Annotated in this window: 17 protein-coding genes and 3 tRNA genes; 19 read left to right on the forward strand and 1 reads right to left on the reverse strand. The window is 62.6% G+C overall.

Features of this window, described 5'->3' with window-relative positions; all coding sequences use genetic code 11:
• Nucleotides 1-59 precede the first annotated feature (59 nt).
• The 8 genes from KW836_RS03635 to KW836_RS03670 all read left to right on the forward strand — a co-directional run bounded on the left by KW836_RS03635 (nucleotide 60) and on the right by KW836_RS03670 (nucleotide 11,040).
• On the forward strand, nucleotides 60-1,085 hold the full coding sequence (locus KW836_RS03635; protein ID WP_218343257.1) for an AbrB family transcriptional regulator: 1,026 nt from the start codon (nucleotides 60-62) through the stop codon (nucleotides 1,083-1,085).
• A gap of 233 nt (nucleotides 1,086-1,318) precedes the next feature.
• Nucleotides 1,319-1,525, forward strand: a complete 207-nt coding sequence (locus tag KW836_RS03640) for a cold-shock protein (protein ID WP_056566091.1) — start codon at nucleotides 1,319-1,321, stop codon at nucleotides 1,523-1,525.
• A 3,321-nt stretch (nucleotides 1,526-4,846) separates the two neighbouring features.
• Entirely contained in the window at nucleotides 4,847-6,766 is a 1,920-nt protein-coding gene (gene mnmG, locus KW836_RS03645) for a tRNA uridine-5-carboxymethylaminomethyl(34) synthesis enzyme MnmG (RefSeq protein ID WP_218342489.1), read from the forward strand.
• On the forward strand, nucleotides 6,763-7,452 hold the full coding sequence (rsmG, locus tag KW836_RS03650) for a 16S rRNA (guanine(527)-N(7))-methyltransferase RsmG (protein ID WP_218342490.1): 690 nt from the start codon (nucleotides 6,763-6,765) through the stop codon (nucleotides 7,450-7,452). The genes mnmG and rsmG overlap by 4 nt, the downstream gene beginning before the upstream one ends.
• The gene (locus KW836_RS03655) at nucleotides 7,449-8,249 is read left to right on the forward strand and encodes a ParA family protein (protein ID WP_105241282.1); all 801 of its coding nucleotides are present in this window, start codon (nucleotides 7,449-7,451) and stop codon (nucleotides 8,247-8,249) included. Before rsmG ends, KW836_RS03655 begins: the two co-directional genes overlap by 4 nt.
• 9 nt (nucleotides 8,250-8,258) lie before the next feature.
• Nucleotides 8,259-9,080, forward strand: coding sequence for an N-acetyltransferase (locus tag KW836_RS03660; RefSeq protein WP_218342491.1), 822 nt, complete (start codon nucleotides 8,259-8,261; stop codon nucleotides 9,078-9,080).
• A 45-nt stretch (nucleotides 9,081-9,125) separates the two neighbouring features.
• Entirely contained in the window at nucleotides 9,126-10,043 is a 918-nt protein-coding gene (locus KW836_RS03665) for a ParB/RepB/Spo0J family partition protein (RefSeq protein WP_062839279.1), read from the forward strand.
• The gene (locus tag KW836_RS03670) at nucleotides 10,036-11,040 is read left to right on the forward strand and encodes an asparaginase (protein ID WP_218342492.1); all 1,005 of its coding nucleotides are present in this window, start codon (nucleotides 10,036-10,038) and stop codon (nucleotides 11,038-11,040) included. The genes KW836_RS03665 and KW836_RS03670 overlap by 8 nt, the downstream gene beginning before the upstream one ends.
• Before the next feature lie 17 nt (nucleotides 11,041-11,057).
• On the opposite strand, the gene KW836_RS03675 is transcribed toward KW836_RS03670, so the two are convergent.
• On the reverse strand, nucleotides 11,058-11,933 hold the full coding sequence (locus KW836_RS03675) for a LysR substrate-binding domain-containing protein (RefSeq protein WP_175124805.1): 876 nt from the start codon (nucleotides 11,931-11,933) through the stop codon (nucleotides 11,058-11,060).
• 139 nt (nucleotides 11,934-12,072) lie between these two features.
• On the opposite strand from KW836_RS03675, the gene KW836_RS03680 reads away from it, so the two are divergent.
• The 11 genes from KW836_RS03680 to tuf all read left to right on the forward strand — a co-directional run bounded on the left by KW836_RS03680 (nucleotide 12,073) and on the right by tuf (nucleotide 22,547).
• Nucleotides 12,073-12,660, forward strand: coding sequence for a cysteine dioxygenase family protein (locus KW836_RS03680; protein WP_175124804.1), 588 nt, complete (start codon nucleotides 12,073-12,075; stop codon nucleotides 12,658-12,660).
• 2 nt (nucleotides 12,661-12,662) lie between these two features.
• A complete protein-coding gene (metC, locus tag KW836_RS03685; protein WP_218342493.1) occupies nucleotides 12,663-13,856 on the forward strand; it encodes a cystathionine beta-lyase in 1,194 nt (397 codons plus the stop codon).
• Nucleotides 13,856-15,460, forward strand: a complete 1,605-nt coding sequence (locus KW836_RS03690) for a rhodanese-like domain-containing protein (protein ID WP_218343258.1) — start codon at nucleotides 13,856-13,858, stop codon at nucleotides 15,458-15,460. The genes metC and KW836_RS03690 overlap by 1 nt, the downstream gene beginning before the upstream one ends.
• A gap of 155 nt (nucleotides 15,461-15,615) precedes the next feature.
• Nucleotides 15,616-16,617, forward strand: a complete 1,002-nt coding sequence (locus KW836_RS03695) for a tripartite tricarboxylate transporter substrate binding protein (protein WP_175124802.1) — start codon at nucleotides 15,616-15,618, stop codon at nucleotides 16,615-16,617.
• A gap of 171 nt (nucleotides 16,618-16,788) precedes the next feature.
• Nucleotides 16,789-18,174 carry a glutamine synthetase family protein gene (locus KW836_RS03700; protein ID WP_218342494.1) on the forward strand — a complete coding sequence of 462 codons (1,386 nt, stop codon included), beginning with the start codon at nucleotides 16,789-16,791 and terminating at the stop codon, nucleotides 18,172-18,174.
• Between the two features lie 25 nt (nucleotides 18,175-18,199).
• A complete protein-coding gene (locus tag KW836_RS03705) occupies nucleotides 18,200-19,606 on the forward strand; it encodes an aldehyde dehydrogenase family protein (protein WP_218342495.1) in 1,407 nt (468 codons plus the stop codon).
• Between the two features lie 24 nt (nucleotides 19,607-19,630).
• A complete protein-coding gene (locus KW836_RS03710) occupies nucleotides 19,631-20,794 on the forward strand; it encodes an iron-containing alcohol dehydrogenase (RefSeq protein ID WP_218342496.1) in 1,164 nt (387 codons plus the stop codon).
• Nucleotides 20,795-20,907: 113 nt separating this feature from the next.
• A tRNA-Tyr gene (locus KW836_RS03715) sits at nucleotides 20,908-20,994 on the forward strand.
• Nucleotides 20,995-21,140: 146 nt separating this feature from the next.
• A tRNA-Gly gene (locus tag KW836_RS03720) sits at nucleotides 21,141-21,214 on the forward strand.
• Nucleotides 21,215-21,226: 12 nt separating this feature from the next.
• Nucleotides 21,227-21,301 (forward strand) — tRNA-Thr (locus KW836_RS03725).
• Between the two features lie 55 nt (nucleotides 21,302-21,356).
• Nucleotides 21,357-22,547 carry an elongation factor Tu gene (tuf, locus tag KW836_RS03730; protein WP_063953628.1) on the forward strand — a complete coding sequence of 397 codons (1,191 nt, stop codon included), beginning with the start codon at nucleotides 21,357-21,359 and terminating at the stop codon, nucleotides 22,545-22,547.
• The last annotated feature ends 43 nt before the right edge of the window (nucleotides 22,548-22,590 follow it).

A 22,590-nucleotide genomic window follows, 5' to 3' on the forward strand; every position in this document is an offset into this window, starting at 1 on the left:
ACTAACTCATAATTCATTTTTCATGAGCTTCTAACGCGGATCGGATTGTGGTTCAGAACATGCGGGTGCGAGTGCTGGGCGGGTTTGGTATTGCGCTGGCCGGCGCGTTGCTTGCGGTGTGGGCCCACCTGCCGCTGCCATGGATGTTGGGCGCGCTGCTGTTGACTGCGGCCACGCGGATTGCCGGCGTGCGCACTGCGTGTCCGCGGCCGGCGCGCAATGCGGGCCAATGGGTCATCGGCGCATCGCTGGGGCTGTACTTCACGCCACAGGTCATAGGACACATTGGCAGCAACGCGGGCCCCATTGTCGTGGGGATGCTGTTCGCGCTGGCGCTCGCATTTCTGGGCACCGCCATTCTGCGGCGTTTCACGGATGTGGACTTCAAGACGGCGTGGTTCTCATCAGCCATCGGCGGCGCAAGTGAAATGGCCAATCTGGCCGAACGCCATGGCGCGCGGATCGATCGCGTTGCCACCGCGCACAGTGTGCGCGTATTGCTGGTGGTGGTGACGGTGCCCTTCATATTCCAGTGGTGGGGCGTGGCTGGCCTGGATCCTACCGTGCCGGGACCGCGCGACGTGCATGCGCTTGGCCTGGCCGCGTTGGTGGCCCTGACCATTGTGGGCGGCGCCATGTTTACGAAGCTGCGGTTGCCCAATCCCTGGGTGCTTGGGCCCATGCTTGTCGCAATGGTGCTGACTGCGTCCAGCATCGAGCTTTCCGCATTGCCGGACTATGTGCCGAAAGCAGGGCAACTGCTCATCGGCTGGTCACTTGGCGATCGGTACCGGCCAGACTTTTTCCGCGCAGCGCCGCGTTTCATGGCGGCAGTGGCGGGCTTTACGGTGCTGGCATTGGCGCTGGCCTTCGGCTTGGGCGCCTTGCTGTCGTTGTGCTCTGCTGCGCCCATTCCCACCTTGATTCTGGGCACAACGCCGGGCGGTATTGCCGAGATGGCGATCACCGCCAAGGTGCTGCAGCTGGGCGTTCCGGTGGTGACAGCGTTTCACGTCACGCGCATGGTTTTTGTGGTGATCGTGACGGGTCCCATTTATACGGTTTTGGCGCGTCGGTATGGCTAATTCCGCCTGGCGGTACTGCCGTTCCAGTGAAAAAAAAGCGACATTGGGGTAAACAACTATATGACTCGGTAATGCCGGATGAGTATGCTGATTCCGCAGTTGATTCAAGCGCGAGCAGACTCGTTTCTGCCGCTCTGGCGACAAGCGGGAACACTGGTTTTGCACCGATCGTTCAGTTCGCACGGCGTCCTTGATTCATTGCATTTCGATTTAATTACAGGACGCTAGAGAAAATGGCTCAGAAGGGCAAAGTCAAGTGGTTCAACGCTGACAAGGGTTTCGGTTTCATCACGCCGGACGTGGGCGGCACCGATGTGTTCGCACACTTTTCCGCCATCCAGGGTCGCGGCTATCGCAGCCTGAACGAAGGCCAGGAAGTCGAATACGAAGTTAAAGATGGTCCGAAAGGACCTCAAGCGGCCGAAATTCGCCCGCTCTAAATCGGGAAATCCCAATTTCCCGTCAGCCAGGCTAGGCCTGGCTACAACGCCCCAAGACCTTCCGGTCTGGGGCGTTGTTTCAATTGGGCAGCCATTTCGGTTCGTGAAGTGATTTTGCTGCAGCTCTGCAGCGCTCGTTTCTATCTGCTCAATAACGCTGAACCGCTCGCGTCGCGACGTGCCCTGCAGCCCTCGACCCTGGCGTGTATCTTCACACTGTTAGTGTTCACTAACATATCCTCGAGCACTGGATAACTCTGTGGATAATTATTTCCGGACATGAGGTCGCGGGTGATCAGTTATGAAGCAATCGCGCTTCAGTGAACGGGGTTTTGCACAGATTTCTGCATTAATGCAGGCGATGTCTTTTTGCTCCCCGTGAATAGATTCCCTGCTTGTGTCAGGCGTGCTTAGAAGCCGTTTAATCAACGTTTTCATAGGGAAACTCGTCTTTTGTCCGGGTGTTCGCGAGGTTTGTTTACCCGAATCCGAGCGTCTGACATGCGACTTTGGCGTCGGTCATCGTGCGTAAATTCGTGGTTTGGCGTTTGTTGTTCACAAAGATATCCCCATGCCGGTTATGCACAGAATTACGCCACTCACTATCCAAATTGACGGCCTGCGCCTGTGGATAGAAATGGGGATATCGCCGAAAGGGTGAGGTCGCGGGAACAGGAATTGCGGATGATTGGGCGGCTCGGGTTGACCGGTTGGGGGGTTGCGCGCTGCGCTGGGCAATCTAGTTTTCGCGTCGGAATTCTCCTTGCGACCTGTCCACAGGTTTCACATGAAGCCAGAGGCGCCTCGCCCATATGGATGATGGCGGCGCAGGGGGAGTGCGAGCAAGATTAGCTTCGGGTCAGTGACCATGCCCGATGGCCGCGAACCGATCACTCAATATTGGGGTGGGGATAATTTTGTGAATAAATCACCCCGATGTTCAGGGCCGCGCGATTTGACCGTGCACTCGTGGAAGAGTTCAGCGGTTATTGAACTCCGCTTCCGTAGTGGCCTCAGGTTTCGGTTTTCGGCTTTGTCTTTGATTTCTAACGCGGAATTGCTTTCGTGATTTTGGGTCCGCCGGCAACCAGTTGCCGTCGTGCATCGGTGTGCACCGCATTGCCGTCTTGAGTTCGTTGCCTTCGACGCTGTGGATAAGAGATATCTCTCTGAATAGAGGAATGGGCGAGTTAGGGAAGATACTCGGGTGCCCAGCTTCTCGGGGCTGACAGGTCCGCCTGTGTGATCTTGTGGTGATTCGGTCGCTGCGTCCTGGTCGTTTCGCGGGCTTGCCTGTTGATAAGAATGTGCGTAACCCTGGCTTTGCGTTTCGCTATCCGATTCTTTTCATAGAGTCTTGTCGTTGATAGGCGTCTGTGGATAAACCCGATGTCTGATTGGGAGCATCACAGCCGGATCTGGCCGACATCTCGAATTTTGCTCGCGTCGCCGTACAAGGACAGTTGGCAGCTTGATCTGGTTTGTGGACAACGCTGTGGTTAACACTTCGTCGAAGCACGCACCGACATGCAAATTCAAAAGCGACCTACCGCCGTTGGTTTGGGCTATCGCTCACAGTCAGCGAGCCATGAACTAAAAAAATATGAATTTTCGGGTAAGGGGTAGGTAAGGGGGAATAAATCGATATTTTTCATCTTTCTTACCTTTTCGCCGCGGTGACGTGAGGTATCGACGATCAGTCGCGACTCAGGTGGGGGGCCGTGAGGGCAGCTATCCGCATGCGGGCTGGCATCTGCGGCAACTGAGATCCCGACCCAGGCGGTTAAAGCCCGGACCGCTCTGAGGGTGTTTCACGTGAAACACCGACGCTACTTTTCTTCATGCCCCTTAATGTGTTTCACGTGGAACATCTTCTACGAAGCCAGGACGAGTGGGGATCGGCTTTTGCGGTGGATCATTGGAGCGCAGCGGGCGCTTTATGGCTATCCGTATTGGCGTTCATTTCTGGAAAGATCAGAAGCTTTGATACGGCCGTGGAACCAATGAAGAGGCGACGGCTACGTATCCAGGGAGTGATATGCCTTCTCAATGTTGCAGGCCGGGCAGTGTTCCACGTGAAACAGCCTTTCTCCCCCTGACTTTGCCACGCGTTATCGCACGCATGCCCAGCGCGCTCGCACGATTTGGCGAGTTTATGCAGCGTACGTCCCGTCGCGAAACGCTGTCTTCGGCTTTCAGCGGACGGCGGGCTGCAGAGAGAATGGCACCTTTGACGTTCCGGTGAACTGTTTAACGACGTAGCAGTCGAACTAAGTCGTTGTTCCACGTGAAACGTCGAGCGACCGTCGGCTGCGTGAGTGGGGAACCACAGCCGATGAATGAAGGCAGGGGGGCTAACAGCATTTCTCCACGCGCGCTGAGACGTTCTCCTCAGTCTGGCCAGGTGGAGTGTCACTGCCCGGGGTTCTGTGCATAAGCGGACCTCTTGCGTTCGGCTTAGCAGGATACGGAATAGGGCAGCCAAATGGACTTGGGATGCCCCGAACAGAACCTACTCGCGGGACCAGGGGAGTGATGTGAGTGTTCTGCCTATAGCCGGTCGCACTTGGCAACGGCCTCTGTCCGATACTCCCGCGTCGGCGATCTCTGATATCCGCAGTGTGGGACGGCCGCGTGTAGCGGGGTCTAACCGGGTGTGCGATGTTCCACGTGAAACTTCGCAGCGACCAGAGTTTGGATATGTGCAAAACCTGCGACGTGTGGGCGATTGCGTTTGCCAGACAGGCCCTGCGGTGGACTTGCGGGATTGCTTGGACCAGGGTGTATCGGGCCGCCGACTATTGAATGTTCAATTGTTATCGATCATTCAGGTCAGTTGCAGCAGGGAAGGGCGGGCCGAGTCATTCCTCTAGTGCCTCGGGATGTTTCACGTGAAACATCGGCTAGGTCACCCTCATTGGCCTTCGAAGCTCGCGCTTGGCGACTCCTACGGCAGCCGAGCTTGCTAAGGCCACTCCCAACGCCGCCGACATCGTAAGAGAGACCACACTCGAATCGCTCCCAATTCAGAGCGCCTCGGTCCAGCTCCTCCCGATAGCCGTCCCTGTTCCACGTGAAACGTGTTACCGACTGGAGCCTCGTACTCAGTCGACAAACGACCCAAGTGTTTCACGTGGAACACTCCGATAAACACCGGCAAATGCCGATATCCCTGGCTACCCCACGCTAAGGATCACATCCCCCCGAGCCACCGCGCTTCAAACATCACATAAAACAACCAGCCCGCATGTTTCACGTGAAACATGCAACCCCTGCCTCTATAATGAGCGCCGATCGCTCTCTTCTTTACCTCCCCCCATCATGGACTATCCCCGCGAATTCGATGTCATCGTCGTCGGTGGCGGCCACGCCGGCACCGAGGCGGCACTGGCCGCTGCCCGTACCGGTGCGCAGACGCTGCTGCTCACGCACAACATCGAGACCCTTGGCCAAATGTCTTGCAATCCGTCCATCGGCGGAATCGGCAAGGGTCACCTCGTCAAAGAGGTGGACGCGCTGGGCGGGGCCATGGCTCTGGCAACCGACGAGGCCGGCATCCAGTTCCGCATCTTGAACGGATCGAAAGGTCCGGCCGTTCGCGCAACGCGGGCGCAGGCTGATCGTGTCCTGTACCGCAAAGCCATACGCGGACGCCTCGAGAATCAACCGAACCTCTGGTTGTTCCAGCAGGCTGTCGAAGACCTGATGGTGGAGGGTGATCGTGTCGTCGGCGCCGTCACGCAAGTTGGGCTGAAGTTCCGTGCCAAGACGGTAGTGCTGACCGCCGGTACGTTTTTGAATGGTCTGATCCACGTGGGCCTGCAGAACTACTCGGGTGGTCGCGCTGGTGATCCACCCGCGATTTCGTTGGGCCAGCGCTTGAAGGAACTGCAGCTTCCCCAAGGCCGCCTCAAAACCGGCACGCCGCCGCGCATCGATGGACGCACGATCAATTACGCCATCCTGGAAGAACAGCCCGGCGACTTGGACCCGGTCCCCGTGTTCTCGTACATGGGCAACGTGGCCATGCACCCGCGCCAGCTGCCGTGCTGGATCACCCATACGAACGCGCGCACCCACGACATCATCCGTGGCGGCCTCGATCGGTCGCCGATGTATAGCGGCGTCATCGAAGGCGTGGGTCCTCGCTATTGCCCGTCCATCGAAGACAAGATCCATCGGTTTGCCGACAAGCAGTCGCACCAGGTCTTCCTGGAACCGGAAGGACTGGACACGCACGAGGTCTATCCCAACGGCGTGTCGACCAGCCTGCCGTTCGATGTGCAGCTGGATCTGATCCATTCGCTGCCCGGTCTTGAGAATGCCCACATCATGCGGCCCGGCTACGCCATCGAATACGACTACTTTGATCCACGTGGACTTAAGAGCACACTGGAAACCAAGGCCATTGAAGGGCTTTACTTCGCCGGGCAGATCAACGGCACCACCGGCTACGAAGAAGCCGCGGCCCAGGGGCTGCTGGCTGGCGTCAATGCCGCACTGAAATCTCAGGACCGCGAGCAGTGGACCCCGCGCCGCGACGAAGCGTACCTTGGTGTGCTCGTCGATGATCTGGTCACGCGCGGCGTGACCGAGCCGTACCGCATGTTCACGTCTCGCGCCGAATACCGCCTCAGCCTGCGCGAAGATAATGCCGATTTGCGCCTGACAGAGATCGGCCGCCAGCTCGGCATTGTCGACAATACACGTTGGGATGCGTTCAACCGTAAACGCGACGCAGTCGCTGCCGAAGTGGAGCGCCTGAAGTCTTCGTGGGTCAATCCGCGCCTGCTGCCGGCCGAGGTGGCCGAACCCCTGCTGGGCAAGGCAATTGAACGTGAGTACTCACTAGCCGACTTGTTGAAACGGCCGAATGTGACGTACGAAGCCTTGATGGCCGCCCAGAATGCGGACGGCACGTTGCTGGCCGGCCCTGGCGTTGTCGACGACGACGTGCTCTCGGAGCAGGTCGAGATCCAGGTCAAGTACGCCGGCTATATCGCGCGCCAGCAGGACGAAGTGCAAAAGCACATCGCCCATGAACAGCAGCCGATCCCGGCGGACGTCGACTACGACGCCGTTACCAGCCTGTCCTTCGAAGTGCGCCAGAAACTCAAGACGCATCGTCCGGAAACGATCGGCCAGGCCGCCCGCATTTCCGGCGTCACGCCGGCTGCCATTTCGCTCCTGCTCATTCACCTGAAGCGCCTGCATTACGGCTCGCGCAAGCAAGCGGCATGAGCGCGCCCGCCAATCAGGCCGGCATCGACATGGCCGGCCGACTCACTCGCGCATGCGAGCAGCTGGGCGTGACCGCCGATGACGGCGCCATCGCCAAGCTGCTCAGTTACCTGGCGCAGATGCAGCGCTGGAATCGCACGTACAACCTGACCGCCATCCGCGATCCGCAGCAGATGCTTGTGCAGCATCTGTTCGATAGCCTTGCGGCCGTAAAGCCCTTTAGCGAGGCGCTGGCTGCGCCCGATGCGCCGGCCAAGGTCTACGACGTCGGCTCGGGCGGCGGGCTGCCTGGCGTCGTTCTGGCCATCATGCGGCCCCAGTGGTCCGTGACCTGCGTTGACGCTGTCGAAAAGAAGACCGCGTTCGTGCGTCAGATGAGCGGCGCGTTGGGTCTGCCCAACCTGCAATCGCAGCATGCGCGCATCGAAACGATCGATCCTGCCGAGTGCAACATCGTGACGTCGCGAGCGTTTGCATCATTGGATGATTTTGCGCAACTCGCGGGTCGCCACGTAGCCAAGAATGGTACCCTCGTCGCCATGAAGGGCAAGCTCCCCGAAGAAGAAATCCAGGCGCTGCACGCGCGCGGGGAATGGCAAGTCGACCATATTCAGCCGCTCCAGGTCCCGGAGCTGCAAGCAGAACGCTGCCTGATCTGGATGCGCCGCAGTCAAGGAACCCTATGAAGAACATACCCCCCAGCACATCCGCCCGCGTCTTCTGCATTGCCAATCAAAAGGGCGGAGTGGGCAAGACGACGACCGCCATCAATCTGGCGGCGGGCCTTGCCACGCACAATCAGCGCGTGCTGCTGGTGGACCTGGACCCGCAGGGCAATGCCACGATGGGTAGCGGCATCGACAAGAATTCGCTGGAATCCAACCTGTACCAGGTGCTGATCGGCGAATCCTCCATTGAACAGTCACGCGTGAAGTCGGAGTCCGGCGGTTACGACGTGCTGCCCGCCAACCGTGAACTATCCGGCGCCGAGATCGATCTGGTGCAGATGGAACAGCGCGAGCGCCAACTGAAGGCCGCCATCGACACCGTCGCGACCCAGTACGACTTCGTGCTCATCGACTGCCCGCCCACGTTGTCCCTGCTTACCCTCAACGGCCTGGCTGCCGCGCACGGCGTCATCATTCCGATGCAGTGCGAATACTTCGCGCTCGAAGGCTTGTCCGACCTCGTCAACACCATCAAGCGCGTGCATCGAAACATCAACGACGACCTGCGCGTCATCGGCTTGCTGCGCGTGATGTTCGACCCGCGGATGACGCTGCAACAGCAGGTGTCCGCGCAACTCGAATCGCACTTCGGCGACAAGGTTTTCAAGACCGTCGTGCCGCGCAACGTGCGTCTGGCCGAAGCACCCAGTTACGGGATGCCGGGCGTCGTGTATGACCGTGCGTCACGCGGCGCGCAGGCCTACATTTCATTCGGCGCCGAAATGATAGAGCGCGTCAGGAAGGACCTGAACTAGCCGTCCCCCATGTCCGACGCCGCGCTCTTTTTTCCGCCCCAGACAGCCCTCTCCACGCCGCCCGCCGACGTGCGCGATGCGCTGCGCGTGCGGCTGGAAGACGCGGCGCTCAATGCCACCGCCGTCGGCGCGCAGGTGATCTATGATGGCTGGCTGGTGCGTTTCGCCCAATCGCCGGCCAAGCGGGTACGCAGCGTCAATGTGCTGGGGTTATCCACACGTCCTTTGGATGAGCGGCTGGCGTATTGTTCATCGTTGTATGCGCGCCAGGGTTTGCCCATGGTGCTGCGCATCACCTCCATCGGCCCCGATTTTTCGCTCGACGCCGACCTGGAGGCCCGCGGCTATATCTACACCGGTGAGACTCGCGTCATGAGCACGCCGCTCGCTCCGCGCGCAAGCGCCAGGAGCGATCTGCATTTCAGCATGGTCGATGCCGAGCGCTTCGCAGCGGCGGTCGGGGCGTTGCGCGGCTCGTCAGCCGCGCACATCGAAGAACATCAGACTCGCCTGCAAGGCCTGGCTGTGGATAAGCAGCCGGTGCTTGCCACCGACGCGGCAGGGCAGGTGGTGGTCGCGGGCATGGCCGTGCGCGAAGGTGACTTGCTCGGCCTGTTCGACATCGTTACCCATCCTGGACATCGGCGCATAGGCTACGCCGCCGTCCTGATGGAGCATTTGCTGGCCGAAGGGGCCGCCGGCGGCGCCAGGACGGCCTACCTGCAGGTGGAGCCGGAAAACACCGCGGCGCGGACGCTGTACGCCCGCTACGGATTCAAAGACTGTTACGCGTATTGGTACCGCCTGCCCGCCGAGCAGGCGGACACCTGAGCCTGGCGCTCAGGATACAAAGACAGAAGGAAAGAGGATTTAATTATGGCCACCAAGAAACCCAAGGGATTGGGTCGCGGACTGGACGCCTTGCTGGGCGCCGATGCGCCCGCCATCGACAACATCGGCAAGGCTGTCGCCAAGCCCGAGGGTCCGCCGTCCACCCTGCCCATCTCGAAGATGCGCGCCGGCAAGTATCAGCCGCGCACGCGCATGGACGAGGGGGCCCTGGGCGAGCTGGCCGAATCAATTCGCACGCAAGGCATCATGCAGCCGATTCTCGTGCGTGCGCTGGGCGACGCGCCCGGGCATTACGAGATCATCGCGGGTGAACGGCGCTTTCGCGCCGCGCAGCTTGCCGGCCTGAAGGAAGTGCCGGTGCTGGTGCGCGAGGTCGCCGACGAAAACGCGGCCGTCATGGCGCTGATCGAAAACATCCAGCGCGAAGACCTGAATCCGCTGGAAGAAGCGCACGGCGTGCGCCGTCTGCTCGATGAGTTCGGCCTGACGCACGAACAGGCCGCGCAGGCCATCGGCCGGTCGCGCTCCGCCACCAGCAATCTGCTGCGTCTCTTGAACCTGGCCGCGCCCGTGCAGACCATGCTGCTGGCCGGCGACGTCGATATGGGCCATGCCCGCGCGCTGCTCGCCGTCGACGCGGCTACGCAGATCCAGCTTGCCAACCTCATCATCGCGCGCCGCCTGTCGGTGCGCGAAGCTGAAAAGCTCGTCGCCAAGACCGCCAAGGAGGCCGAAGCGTCGGCCTCGCCCAAGAAGAAAACCAACGGCGTGTCGCGCGACCTGACGCGTCTTGAAGAAGCACTGTCCGACCACCTGGGCACGCGCGTCGCGCTGAAAGTGGGCGCCAAGGAAAAGGGGCAGATCGTCATCGATTTCCACGGCTGGGAGCACTTGAACTCGCTCCTCGAACGCCAAGGCCTTTCCGGAGCCGTGGATGCCTGAACGCGCATTGCCCGTCATTGCGGTGCTCGCAACGGGCGGCACGATCGCAGGGGCCCAGGCCGACGCCACGTCCGCGGGCTACAAGGCCGGCACGTTTTCCGTGAACGATCTGCTTGGAGCGGTGCCGCAGCTTGCCGGCATCGCCGAAATCCGCGCCGAACAAGTGGCCAACGTCGGCAGCCAGAACATGACGCACGACGTCTGGCGCACACTGGCGCAGCGCGTGGACACGCTTTGCCAGGACCCTTCGGTGGCCGGCATCGTCATCACCCACGGCACGGACACGCTCGAGGAAACCGCGTATTTCCTCAGCCTGGTCAACCGCCGTGACAAGGCCGTCGTGTTGGTCGGCGCGATGCGTCCGGCCACGGCGCTTGGCGCCGAAGGCCCGGCCAACCTGTATAACGCGGTGGCGCTGGCGCGTCACCCCGACGCGCGCGGCCGCGGGCCGCTCGTCGTCATGAACGAAGACATTCACTACGCCCGCGAAATCCAGAAGATCGCCAGCGCGGGTCTGTGCGCCTTCTCGTCGCCCAATCGCGGCCGTGCCGGCGTCATGCACGGCGGCGTGCCCAACTTCTATTCGCGCAACGCCACCACGTTCGGCGAGCAAAGCGAGTTTTCACTCGCATTACTGGAAAAGACTGGCTGGCCGCGTGTCGACATCGTCTACGCGTACGCCAACCTGCAGGCCGATCTGATCGATTTTCTGGCCAGCGCGGCTGACGGCATCGTGCTGGCGGGCGTGGGCGATGGCAACGCCACCGATCTGGCCATCGAAGGCCTGCGCCGCGCGGCGGACGATGGCGTGGCGGTCGTGCGGTCCAGCCGCACCGGCAGCGGGTTCGTGGCGCGCGATGTCGAAGTCGACGACGCCGCCTTGGGTTTTGTCGCGGCGCGCGACCTGAACCCCCAGAAGGCGCGCATCCTGCTGATGCTCGCCCTGACGGTCACGCGCGATCCGGCTGCCCTGCAGCAGATCTTCGACCGTTACTGAACCATGGACCGCGGCGGCTAGGCCGTCGCGGCACCTTGCTGCGCAAGCCCCAGGTTGGTCCGCAGCATGTCGTACACCTGCCGCGTCAGCGGATTGATGAGATCACGCCTTATCCACAGGAAGTACGTCACATCCGGCAGCGGTGGCAGTCCTTCCTTTTCTCCCAGCACCCGCATCTCCGGCCCCAGCAGTTCCACGCTGCGCGCCGTCACCCCCAGGCCCGCACGTAGCGCCGCCTTGATCCCCACCAGATTCGGCGCCACGTAGTTCGTGTGCCATCGCACCTGCGCCTGCTCCAGTGCATTGAGCGCCAGCCGGCGGAAGATGCTGGGCTCGTCCGCCAGCACCAGGGGTACGGGTGAGTGCGCATCGTGCACGTAATCTGCGGACGCCAACCACACCGTCGGCGACGTGCGCAACGCCACGCCCTCGAAGTCCTGGTCAAAGCGCGTCGAGATAGTCAGATCGATTTCACCGGCGCGCAGCGCGTCCATCAGGAAAGGACTGCGATCCACCCGGATCTCCAGTTTCACGCGGGGCGCGACGCGTGCGATGTGCGTCAGCAGCGTCGGCAGGATCGTGTCCGCCACGTCCAGCGGTGCACCCAATCGCAGATCGCCTTCCAACGGCCCGGCCTGCAGCGCCCGCAACGCTTCGTCATTGATGGCCAGCATGTGCCGCGCGTATTCGACCAGCCGCCGGCCGTGGGAAGACAGCACCTTGTTGCGGCCCTGCTTTTCAAATAGGGGCAGGCCGATCATGGACTCGAGCCGCTGCATCTGCTGCGTGATGGCCGATTGCGTCTTGTGCAGCCGGTTGGCGGCTTCCGAGAATGTTTCATGCTGGGCGATTGCCGTCAGCGTGCGCAGCAGATCAAGGTCAAGGTTCCGCATCAGGGCGTTGAAAACGGGTTCAGGGATAACCCGACACATTAGCAGCCCTAATGGAATGTTCAAGCAATTTAAATTGTTGACGCGTGAACCCGGCGATACAGTGAGTGCAATAACTCATGAATCAAGAGGGAACGTCGACGTGAGCACTGCACATCCTCAACAGGCCGGCATCGATAGCGCGGTCGAAAATATTAAAAAAACTGTAGGAAATAAGGGCCTGAACCGCGACAGCCTGCAATCTGTCCTGGACGAGCTGGTTGCCCTGGCCGGCAACACCGCGTGGTGGGGCGCCGACCGCTATCCGCCGCCTGAAGGCGAGGAACGTCAGGCCCGTTACCTCATCGCCGAGGACGCCGACAAGAGCTACGCGCTCTATCTGAACGTGATGCGCCCGGGCAAGAAGATCGTGCCGCACAACCACACCACCTGGGCGTGTATCGCCGCGGTCGAGGGCGTGGAATACAACTACGTGTACGACCGCATCGACGACGGCTCGCAACCCGGCGTCGGCAAGCTGGAAAAGGTCGACACCGTCGTCGTCGGCCCCGGCAGCGGCATCGCCCTGATGCCCGACGACATCCACGCCGTGGAGATCCAGGGCGACAGCGTCATCCGCCACCTGCACATGTACGGGCGCGCGCTGGAAACTTTGGACCAACGCCTGGGCTTCGACCTGGAGACCGGCACCTGCAAGATCATGCCCATCGGCGTGCAGACGCGGCGCTGATCATGAGCAAACCCTTCCGGTCCGCAACGCGCCTGCTGCGCGCGGGACGTCCTCATCAAGGCTGGGTCAATACCCCGGTCACGCGCGCCAGCACATATGTCTTTGACAGTGTGCAGGCGTGGCGCGAGACGCGGGCGCGCCGCGAACAGGAGCGCCTGCCATCCTACGGCGCGCGCGGCACCGACAGCACGCACGCATTGGAAGATGCGCTGATCGAACTGGAAGAGGGCTATCGCGCCAAGCTGTACCCCACGGGGCAGGCCGCGATCGCCACTGTGCTGCTCGCCTATCTTCGCGCGGGCGACCACGTGCTGCTGACCGATGCCGTGTACGAGCCGGTGCGGCGGTTCTGCGCCGAACACCTGACGCGCCTGGGCATCGAGTTCACGTACTACCGCCCCGATGGCCAGGGCATCGAGCCGCTGATCCGGCCCAATACCCGCATGATCTACGCCGAGTCGCCCGGGTCCCTGACGTACGAGATGCCGGACCTCACCGAGTTATCCACAACTGCAAAAAAACACGGCTGCTGGCTGGCTGTGGATAACACGTGGGCGTCCGGTTTGCTGCAAAAACCGCTCGAATTGGGCGCCGACATTTCCATCCTGGCCGCCACCAAATACCTCGGCGGCCATGCCGACGTGATGATGGGCGCGGTCATCACCAACGATCGTGCCTGGCGTGCACTGGAACGCGCAACGATCGACTTCGGCCAGACGGTTGGGGCCGACGACGCTTACCTGGTGCTGCGCGGCATGCGCACGCTGCCGTTGCGCATGGCGCAGCACGCCCGCAGCGCGCTGCAGATCTCGCAGTGGTTGCAGGCGCGGCCCGAAGTCTCGCGCGTCTTGAATCCCGCCTTGCCGGGCGATCCCTCCCACGCCATCTGGCGGCGCGATTGCAATGGCGCCAATGGCCTCCTGACGATCGAACTGTCCGACGCCTACACCGAGGCCGACGCCGAAAGGCTTATCGACAGCCTGCAGCTCTTTGGCATCGGCGCATCGTGGGGCGGCTTCGAAAGCCTGGTGATCCCGGTTTTCCTGCAGAACTCGCGATCGCTTCCCGGCTATCAGGCCAGCGGTCCCATGCTGCGCCTGCATATCGGCCTGGAAGATCCTGACGACCTCGTCGCCGACCTGGAACGCGGTCTTGCCGCGCTGACCCAACCCCTTCGCTCCCTCCGAATCTCATGATGCAGTCCTCTCACGACCAACAATCCGCCAGCGTCGATTCGCATACGCTCAAGCAGTGGCTGCACGATGGCGGCGAGATCGCGCTGCTGGACGTGCGCGAACATGGCCAGTATGGCGAGTCCCATCTCTTCTACGCCGCGCCGGTGCCGTACAGCAGGCTCGAAATCGACATCGTGCGTCTTGCGCCGCGTCGTGGCGTGCGCGTTGTCGTCTACGACAACGGCGGCGATGACGACACTGCGGCGCGTGCTGCGCGCGCACTGGCCGCGTTGGGCTACACCAACGTGCACCGATTGGCGGGCGGGCTGGCGCAGTGGCAGCGTGATGGCTACGCGGCATTCGCGGGCGTCAACGTGCCCAGCAAGACCTTCGGCGAACTGGCCGAAGAGGTTTTCCACACCCCACGCATCGGCGCCCGCGAACTGGCCGAACGTCAACGCCGCGGCGACGACCTGATCGTGCTGGACGGCCGTCCGTTTGCGGAATACCAGAAGATGAGCATCCCGGGCGGCATCTGCTGCCCCAACGGCGAACTGGCGCTGCGCGCTCATACGCTCGCGACGCGGCCGGACACCACCATCGTGATCAACTGCGCCGGCCGCACCCGCAGCATTATCGGCGCGCAGACGCTGATCAATCTTGGCGTTCCCAATCCCGTCTACGCGCTCGAAAACGGCACGCAAGGCTGGTACCTCGAAGATCTGCAGCTCGAACACGGCGCGCGCCGCCGCTATGCCGACGACGTTCCGCAGGACGACGTTCCGGCGCTGGCGCAGCGCTCCGCGCAGCTTGCCCGGCGCCATGGCGTGCCGTCGGCAAACGCGGCGCAGGTACAGGCCTGGCTAGGCGATTCCGCGCGCACGACGTTCCTGTGCGATGTGCGCAGCGCCGAGGAATTCGCGCAAGGCTCGCTGCCGGGCGCGCAGCACGCACCGGGCGGCCAGCTTATCCAGGCGACGGACCAGTACATCGCCGTGCGCGGCGCACGCATCGTCGTGTTCGACGCGGAAGGCGTGCGCGCCCCTGTTGTCGCGAGCTGGTTGCGGCAGATGGGCTGGGACGCCTGCACACTTGAAGAAGGAAGCGGCGCGTCGCTGCGGAACGACGTGGCCGCGGCGCTGGTGCCGCCGATCACCGTGCTGTCCGATGCGCAGCTTGCGGACGCGCTGTCTCACGGCGCGCAGGCGATCGATATCCGCCCCAGCATGCGGTATCGGGCGCGCCACGTCGCCGGCGCGCGCTGGTCGATCCGGCCGCGTCTGGAACGGCTGACCCTCGATCCCGCACGTCCCGTCATCCTGCTGGCCGAGGACGCCGCACTGGCGGCCTGGGCGGCGAACGATCTTCGCGCATTGGGCGTTTCAGACGTCAAGGCGAACACGGGCACGCCCGAAAGCTGGACCGCGCAAGGGATTGCGCTGGAATCCACGCCCGCCGACCCACCCGACAGCGACTGCATCGACTACCTCTTTTTCGTGCATGACCGCCACGACGGCAACAAAGCGGCGGCGCGCCAGTACCTGGCCTGGGAAACCAACCTCGTCAAGCAGATCGACGAGCGGGAACGTGCCACCTACCGGTTCCCCGGGGCGCCGGCCGGCTGACGCCCGCCGCCGCGCCGACACGCGCGGCGATACCCACGCTTCAACCTGATCAGTACGCCCCGGCGGCCTTTGCCGGCGGGGTGCGGACGGTTCATGGCGAACCGGAATGCAAAGGACGGCCGAGTATCCGGCCGCCAACTCAAGGGGAAATCCAGATGAAGCAACACGCATTGCACGCTTGCAAGACCGCCGCCGCCGCGATGGCCGGCCTGTTGTGGGGCGTCACGGCGCACGCGCAGGCGCCAGCGCCGTTGGCGGACTATCCGAAGCAGGCCATCACCGTGGTCTCGCCGTTTCCTCCCGGCGGCGGCAACGACGGCGTCGCGCGTCTGATCGCGCAGGAACTGGGCGCCATCACGGGCCAGAGCGTGGTGGTCGAGAACCGTTCGGGGGCGGGCGGCAACGTCGGCACCGCGCAGGTCTCGCGCGCCAAGCCCGACGGCTACACGCTCGTGATGTCGCAGACCAGCGTCATGGCCGTCAATCCGCGCTTGTACAAGAATGTGGGCTTCGATCCGCTCAAGGACTTCGTGCCGATCTCGCAGATCACCTCGGCGCCGCTCGTGCTCGTGTCGCGTGCTGACGGGCCGTACAAGACGCTGGACGCCTATCTGGCAGCGGCACGCAAGCAGCCGGGCGTCATCACGTATGCCACGCCCGGCAACGGCACGATGAGCCACCTGATGGGCGCGCTGGTGTCCAAGAAGGCCGACGTCAAGCTGGTGCATGTGCCTTACCGCGGTGCCGCGCCCGCCGTGACGGATCTCCTGGGCGGTACCGTCGACATGCTGATCACGTCACCTGCATCGGCCGAGCCTATGGTGGCCGCCGGAAAACTGCAGATCCTCGCCATGAGCCATGGCGACGGCGTCGGCGTGTTCAAGCGCGCACCCACGTTGAAGCAGGCCGGACTTGAAGGCATCACCGCCGACGACTGGTACGGCCTCTTCGCACCCGCCGGCACGCCGCCCGAGCGCGTTGCGTACCTGGCGCAGGCCGTGGACCGCGCCATGAAGTCGCCCGCCGTGATTGCCAAGATCAACAGCGGCGGAAGCCAACCCGTCGGCAGCGCGCCGGACGCCTTCAAGAGCCGGCTGCAGCAGGACACCGCGTACTGGGCCGAAATGGTGAAGACGGCGGGCGTGTCGCTGGACTGAACGCGTTTGCGCACCCTAGGGAAACCACGGGGAGCGGCGTGTGTGTGCAGGGCGAGCCAGCGGGATGCCGTTCAATCACAGGGCAGGGCACGTTTGCCAACATGTGGCATCGTGACTAGACTGGAAAAACGTGCAGTCCCGCGCAACGCTTCAGCCACAAGGTGAACAAGCATGCACGCACTAGGGGTAGCAACGCTGGAAGACGCAGAGCGGCTGGTCCAATCCAGCCCGCTCTCGCATATCAAGGTGGGCCTGTCCGACGTCGACGGCGTCATGCTGGGCAAGTACCTGCGGCGCGACAAGTTTCTGGGCGCATTGCGATCCGGCCTCGCGTTTTGCGACGTGGTCCTTGGATGGGACCTCGACGACCAGCTCTACGACAACACCCGCTACACCGGCTGGCACACGGCATACCCCGATGCAAAAATGCGGATCGTGCCGCAGAGCGCGCGCCGGCTTCCCTTGGAGCAAGGCCCCGGCGGCGAGGACATGCTGCTGTTCCTGGCCGAATTCGAAGGCGATGCCGCCGCCATCTGTCCGCGCCGTCTGCTGCACCGCGTGATCGATCGCGCCGCGGCCATGGGATACGACGTCTACGCCGCACTGGAATATGAATTCTTCATGTTCCGCGAGACACCGCAATCTGTCCGCGCCAAGCACTACCGAAACATGGAGAACTGGACGCCGGGCAATTTCGGATACTCGGTGCTGCGCAGCACGGTCGAGGGAGACTTCTACCGCAAGCTGCTCGACCTGTGCGAACGCATGGACATGCCCATCGAAGGCCTGCACACCGAAACCGGCCCGGGCGTGCTGGAAGCGGCGCTTGCCGTAGACCGGGCGGCGGCCGCGGCCGACAAGGCATTTCTGTTCAAGACCTTCACCAAGGCGCTCGCGCAGCAGAACGGCCTGATGGCCACCTTCATGGCGAAGTGGTCGCACGAGCATCCCGGACAGAGCGGCCATATCCATCTGTCGCTGCGTCATCACGACAAGGATCGATCGGCCTTCTTCGACGAGTCGCAGCCGCATGGGGTCAGCAGCACGCAGGCCGCCTTCATGGCGGGTGTGCAGCACTATCTGCCCGAGTTCACCGCGTTGTACGCGCAGACCATCAACAGCTATTCGCGCCTGGTGCCTGGCTACTGGGCCCCGCTGGACGCCACCTGGGGCATGGAAAACAGGACGACGGCGCTGCGGCTCATTCCGGGCAGCGACAAATCGCAGCGCGTCGAAGTGCGCATCGGCTCGGCCGACGCCAATCCCTATCTGGCCCTGGCCGCGGCGCTGGCGTCCGGGTTGCACGGCATCGAACAGGGACTGACGCCCGAGCCGATGGTGCAGGGCAACGCCTACACGCAGGAGTTTCCGGCGCATCTGCATCTGCCCACCAACTTGTGGGAGGCCGCGCAGCGTCTCCGCGCATCTGAAGCGGCGCGTCAGCTGTTTGGCGACGCGTTCGTCGAGCACTATGCCGCGACGCGCGAATGGGAAGAGCGGCAGTTCCGGCGCCATGTGACCGATTGGGAGTTGGCGCGCTACTTCGAAATCATCTGAACTGTTCATCGCCACCAGGGCCGCCATGACCGACGAACTGATCACCATCAGCCCGATAGACGGACGCGAGGTCGTCCGCCGCGCATATGCCAGCGATGCGCAGATCGCGCAGGCGCTGGCCAACGCACAGGGCGCGCAGCCGGAATGGCACGCGCTCGGCATCACCGCGCGGGGGCGCATCGTCGAGGCCGCCGTGGCGCATTTCGTGGCGGCCAAGGATGAGATCGCGCGCGCCATCACCATCCAGATGGGCCGCCCGTTGCGCCACGCGCCCGGCGAGGTGGACGGCTTTGCGGCCCGGGCGCGTCACATGATCGACATCGCGGAAACAGCGCTCGCACCCATCGCCGCGCCCGCGCAAGCCGGCTTCACACGTTTCATCAGCCGCGAGCCCATCGGCGTGGCGCTCACCATCGCGCCGTGGAACTATCCCTTGCTGACCGCGGTGAACAGCATCGTGCCCGCGTTGATGGCGGGCAACACCGTCATCCTCAAGCATTCGGACCAGACGCCGCTGTGCGCGGAACTCATCGATCGCGCGTTTCGAGACGCGGGGGCGCCGAGAGGCGTCTTTCAATACCTGCACGCCAGCCACGACATCACCCAGCGGCTGATTTGCGCTCCCGAGATCGGCCATGTGTCCTTTACCGGCTCGGTGCGGGGAGGGCGCGTCGTCGAGAAAAGTGCGGCGGGCCGCTTCATCGGCGTCGGGCTGGAGTTGGGCGGAAACGATCCGGCCTATGTGCGAGAAGACGCCGACCTTGACGCGGCGGCAGAGTCTTTGGTCGACGGCGCTTTCTTCAATGCCGGCCAGTCCTGTTGCGGCATCCAGCGCATTTACGTGGCGCGCGGCGTACATGACGCGTTTGTCGAGCGCGCTGTTGCCTTGACGCACCGCTACGTGCTGGGCAATCCGCTGCAGCCGGACACGACGCTTGGTCCCGTTGTGCGTGCCCGCGCGGCGGCAGAGATTCTCGACGTCATCGAACAGGCGGTCAGTTCAGGTGCGGTAAATCTGATTGATCACTCGCATTTCAAAAATGCGAGTGAAGGCTCATCTATGAGCAAAAGCTCGTGTTATGTGGCGCCCGCTTTACTGACTCAGGTTGACCACCGGATGCGCATCATGAGCGACGAATGCTTTGGTCCGGTGGTTGGCATCATGCCGGTCGACAGCGACGATCAAGCCATTGCGCTGATGAACGACAGTCCGTATGGATTGACCGCCGCGGCCTATACGCAGGACGAAGCCGCCGCGTTGCGTATCGGCAGGCAGCTGCGCACCGGCACGTTCTTCATGAACCGCTGCGACTACCTCGATCCGGCGCTGGCGTGGACGGGCGTCAAACAATCGGGACGGGGCGTGTCCTTGTCGGCCGTCGGATACGAACAGCTCACGCAGCCCAAGTCTTTTCATCTGCGCAGCCTCTGACGCCGCGCCATCAGGATTCGCATCATGACCGTCCCCGCCGTCAACTGGAACTATCCCACCAACATCAAGGCAGGCCCCGGGCGCATCAAGGAGCTTGCGGGCTATTGCCGCGAGCTCGGCATGACACGCCCATTGCTCGTGACGGATCCAGGGCTCGCTGCGTTGCCCATGGTTCGCGACGCGGTAAGCGCATGCCGCGATGCAGAGCTGAATTGCGTGGTGTTCCACGACATCAAGGGCAATCCGACCGGTCGCAACGTCGATGACGGCGTGGCTGCGTTCAGGCGAGGGCAACATGATGGTGTGATCGCATTCGGCGGCGGCTCCGCGCTTGATGCGGCAAAGGCCATTGCATTGATGGCCGGGCAGGACCGGCCCCTATGGGACTTCGAAGACATCGGCGACAACCACCTGCGCGTCAATGCCGCCGCCATGGCGCCCGTCGTGGCCGCGCCCACCACCGCGGGCACGGGTTCCGAAGTCGGGCGCGCCTCCGTCATCACCGATGAGGCCGCGCAAGTAAAGCGCATCATCTTCCACGCCCGCATGCTGCCGTCCATCGTGATCCTGGACGCCGAACTCACGGTCGGCCTGCCGCCGAAAATCACGGCTGCCACGGGCATGGATGCGCTATCGCACAATCTCGAGGCCTATTGTTCGCCGGTCTTTCATCCCATGGCGGCCGGCATCGCTCTCGAAGGCATGCGCCTCATCAAGGAGTATCTGCCGCAGGCCGTCGCCGATGGCGCCGACCTGCAGGCGCGTCAGCAGATGCTTACCGCCTCATGTATGGGCGCCACCGCGTTTCAGCGCGGCCTGGGCGCGATGCACGCGCTCGCACATCCGCTTGGCGCGCTGTATGACGCACACCACGGGATGCTCAACGCCATCCTCATGCCTTATGTCTTGAAAGCCAACGAGCATGCGGTCGCGCCGCGTCTTGAAGCGCTCGCTCGCTACCTCGGCCTGCCGCAGCAGGGACCCGGGGCGGTGCTTGAGTGGGTGCTGGGGCTGCGCCAGGCAGTCGGCATCCCCCACACGCTGGCGGAAATCGGCTTGGACGATGCCCAGGCCGAGCGGGTAGGGCACATGGCGAGCCAGGATCCGTCCGCCGGAACCAACCCGGTAAATTTCTCCGCAGAAAAATATTCTCAGCTTTTCCGTGCAGCAATTCGCGGAAACCTGTAAGCTTCGCCCCCTCTGCGCGGAAACGCGGCGGAGGTGGAACTGAAATTTTGAATTCTTCGTCCGAATGGTTTGACAGCGGATTTGAAAGTGTTCATAATCTCAAGTTCTCCGCTGGAGGGGTGCCCGAGTGGTTAAAGGGGGCAGACTGTAAATCTGTTGGCCTTGCGCCTACGTTGGTTCGAATCCAACCTCCTCCACCAGAGACCCATACCTAAATCCAGGCGCGGTTAGCCTGGATTTGCAATGTAAGGCCCGAAAAACTGGGCGGCCTTCGCAAAGAAGGCGGCAAAGTTTAAAGGGCCTACGTTTCGAAGGGTTGGGAAGCGAGAAGGTGAAAGGGTTTGCCGCGGGTGTAGCTCAATGGTAGAGCAGAAGCCTTCCAAGCTTACGACGAGGGTTCGATTCCCTTCACCCGCTCCAAGATTTTTAAATGCCCATGTGGCTCAGTGGTAGAGCACTCCCTTGGTAAGGGAGAGGTCGCGCGTTCGATCCGCGCCATGGGCACCACAAATTCCAAATTCTTTTCTTCAGTCAGAAGCGCAATCCAGGTCAGGAGTCAGCCATGGCAAAAGGCAAGTTTGAACGTACCAAGCCGCACGTGAACGTGGGTACGATTGGTCACGTTGACCACGGCAAAACGACGTTGACGGCGGCGATCACGACCGTTCTGTCGACCAAGTTCGGCGGCGAAGCCAAGGGCTACGACCAGATCGATGCAGCTCCTGAAGAAAAGGCCCGCGGCATCACGATCAACACGGCTCACGTCGAGTACGAAACGGAAACGCGTCACTACGCGCACGTTGACTGCCCGGGCCACGCTGACTACGTCAAGAACATGATCACGGGCGCTGCTCAGATGGACGGCGCGATCCTGGTCGTGTCGGCCGCTGACGGCCCCATGCCGCAAACGCGTGAGCACATCCTGCTGAGCCGCCAGGTTGGCGTGCCGTACATCATCGTCTTCCTGAACAAGGCTGACATGGTTGACGACGCCGAGCTGCTCGAGCTGGTGGAAATGGAAGTTCGCGAACTGCTGTCCAAGTACGACTTCCCGGGCGACGACACCCCGATCGTCAAGGGTTCGGCCAAGCTGGCGCTGGAAGGCGACAAGGGCGAACTGGGCGAACAGGCCATCCTGTCGCTGGCTGCTGCGCTGGATTCGTACATCCCGACGCCTGAGCGTGCCATCGACGGCGCGTTCCTGATGCCCGTTGAAGACGTGTTCTCGATCTCGGGTCGCGGCACCGTGGTGACCGGCCGTATCGAACGCGGCATCATCAAGGTCGGCGAAGAAATCGAAATCGTCGGTATCGTTCCGACGGTCAAGACGACCTGCACGGGCGTGGAAATGTTCCGCAAGCTGCTGGACCAAGGTCAAGCCGGCGACAACGTGGGCATCCTGCTGCGCGGCACCAAGCGTGAAGACGTCCAGCGCGGCCAAGTTCTGGCCAAGCCGGGCTCGATCACCCCGCACACGGACTTCACGTCCGAGGTGTACATCCTGTCCAAGGAAGAAGGCGGCCGCCACACCCCGTTCTTCAACGGCTATCGTCCCCAGTTCTACTTCCGCACGACGGACGTGACCGGCACGATCGACCTGCCGGCCGACAAGGAAATGGTTCTGCCGGGCGACAACGTGACGATGACCGTCAAGCTGCTGGCCCCGATCGCCATGGAAGAAGGTCTGCGTTTCGCCATCCGTGAAGGCGGTCGTACCGTCGGCGCCGGCGTCGTCGCCAAGATCCTGAAGTAAGCAATACCCGGATGGGTAGGGTGGGCATTCATGCCCCTCTATC

Source organism: Achromobacter sp. ACM05 (genome assembly GCF_019218915.1).
Classification (GTDB): domain Bacteria; phylum Pseudomonadota; class Gammaproteobacteria; order Burkholderiales; family Burkholderiaceae_B; genus Achromobacter; species Achromobacter animicus.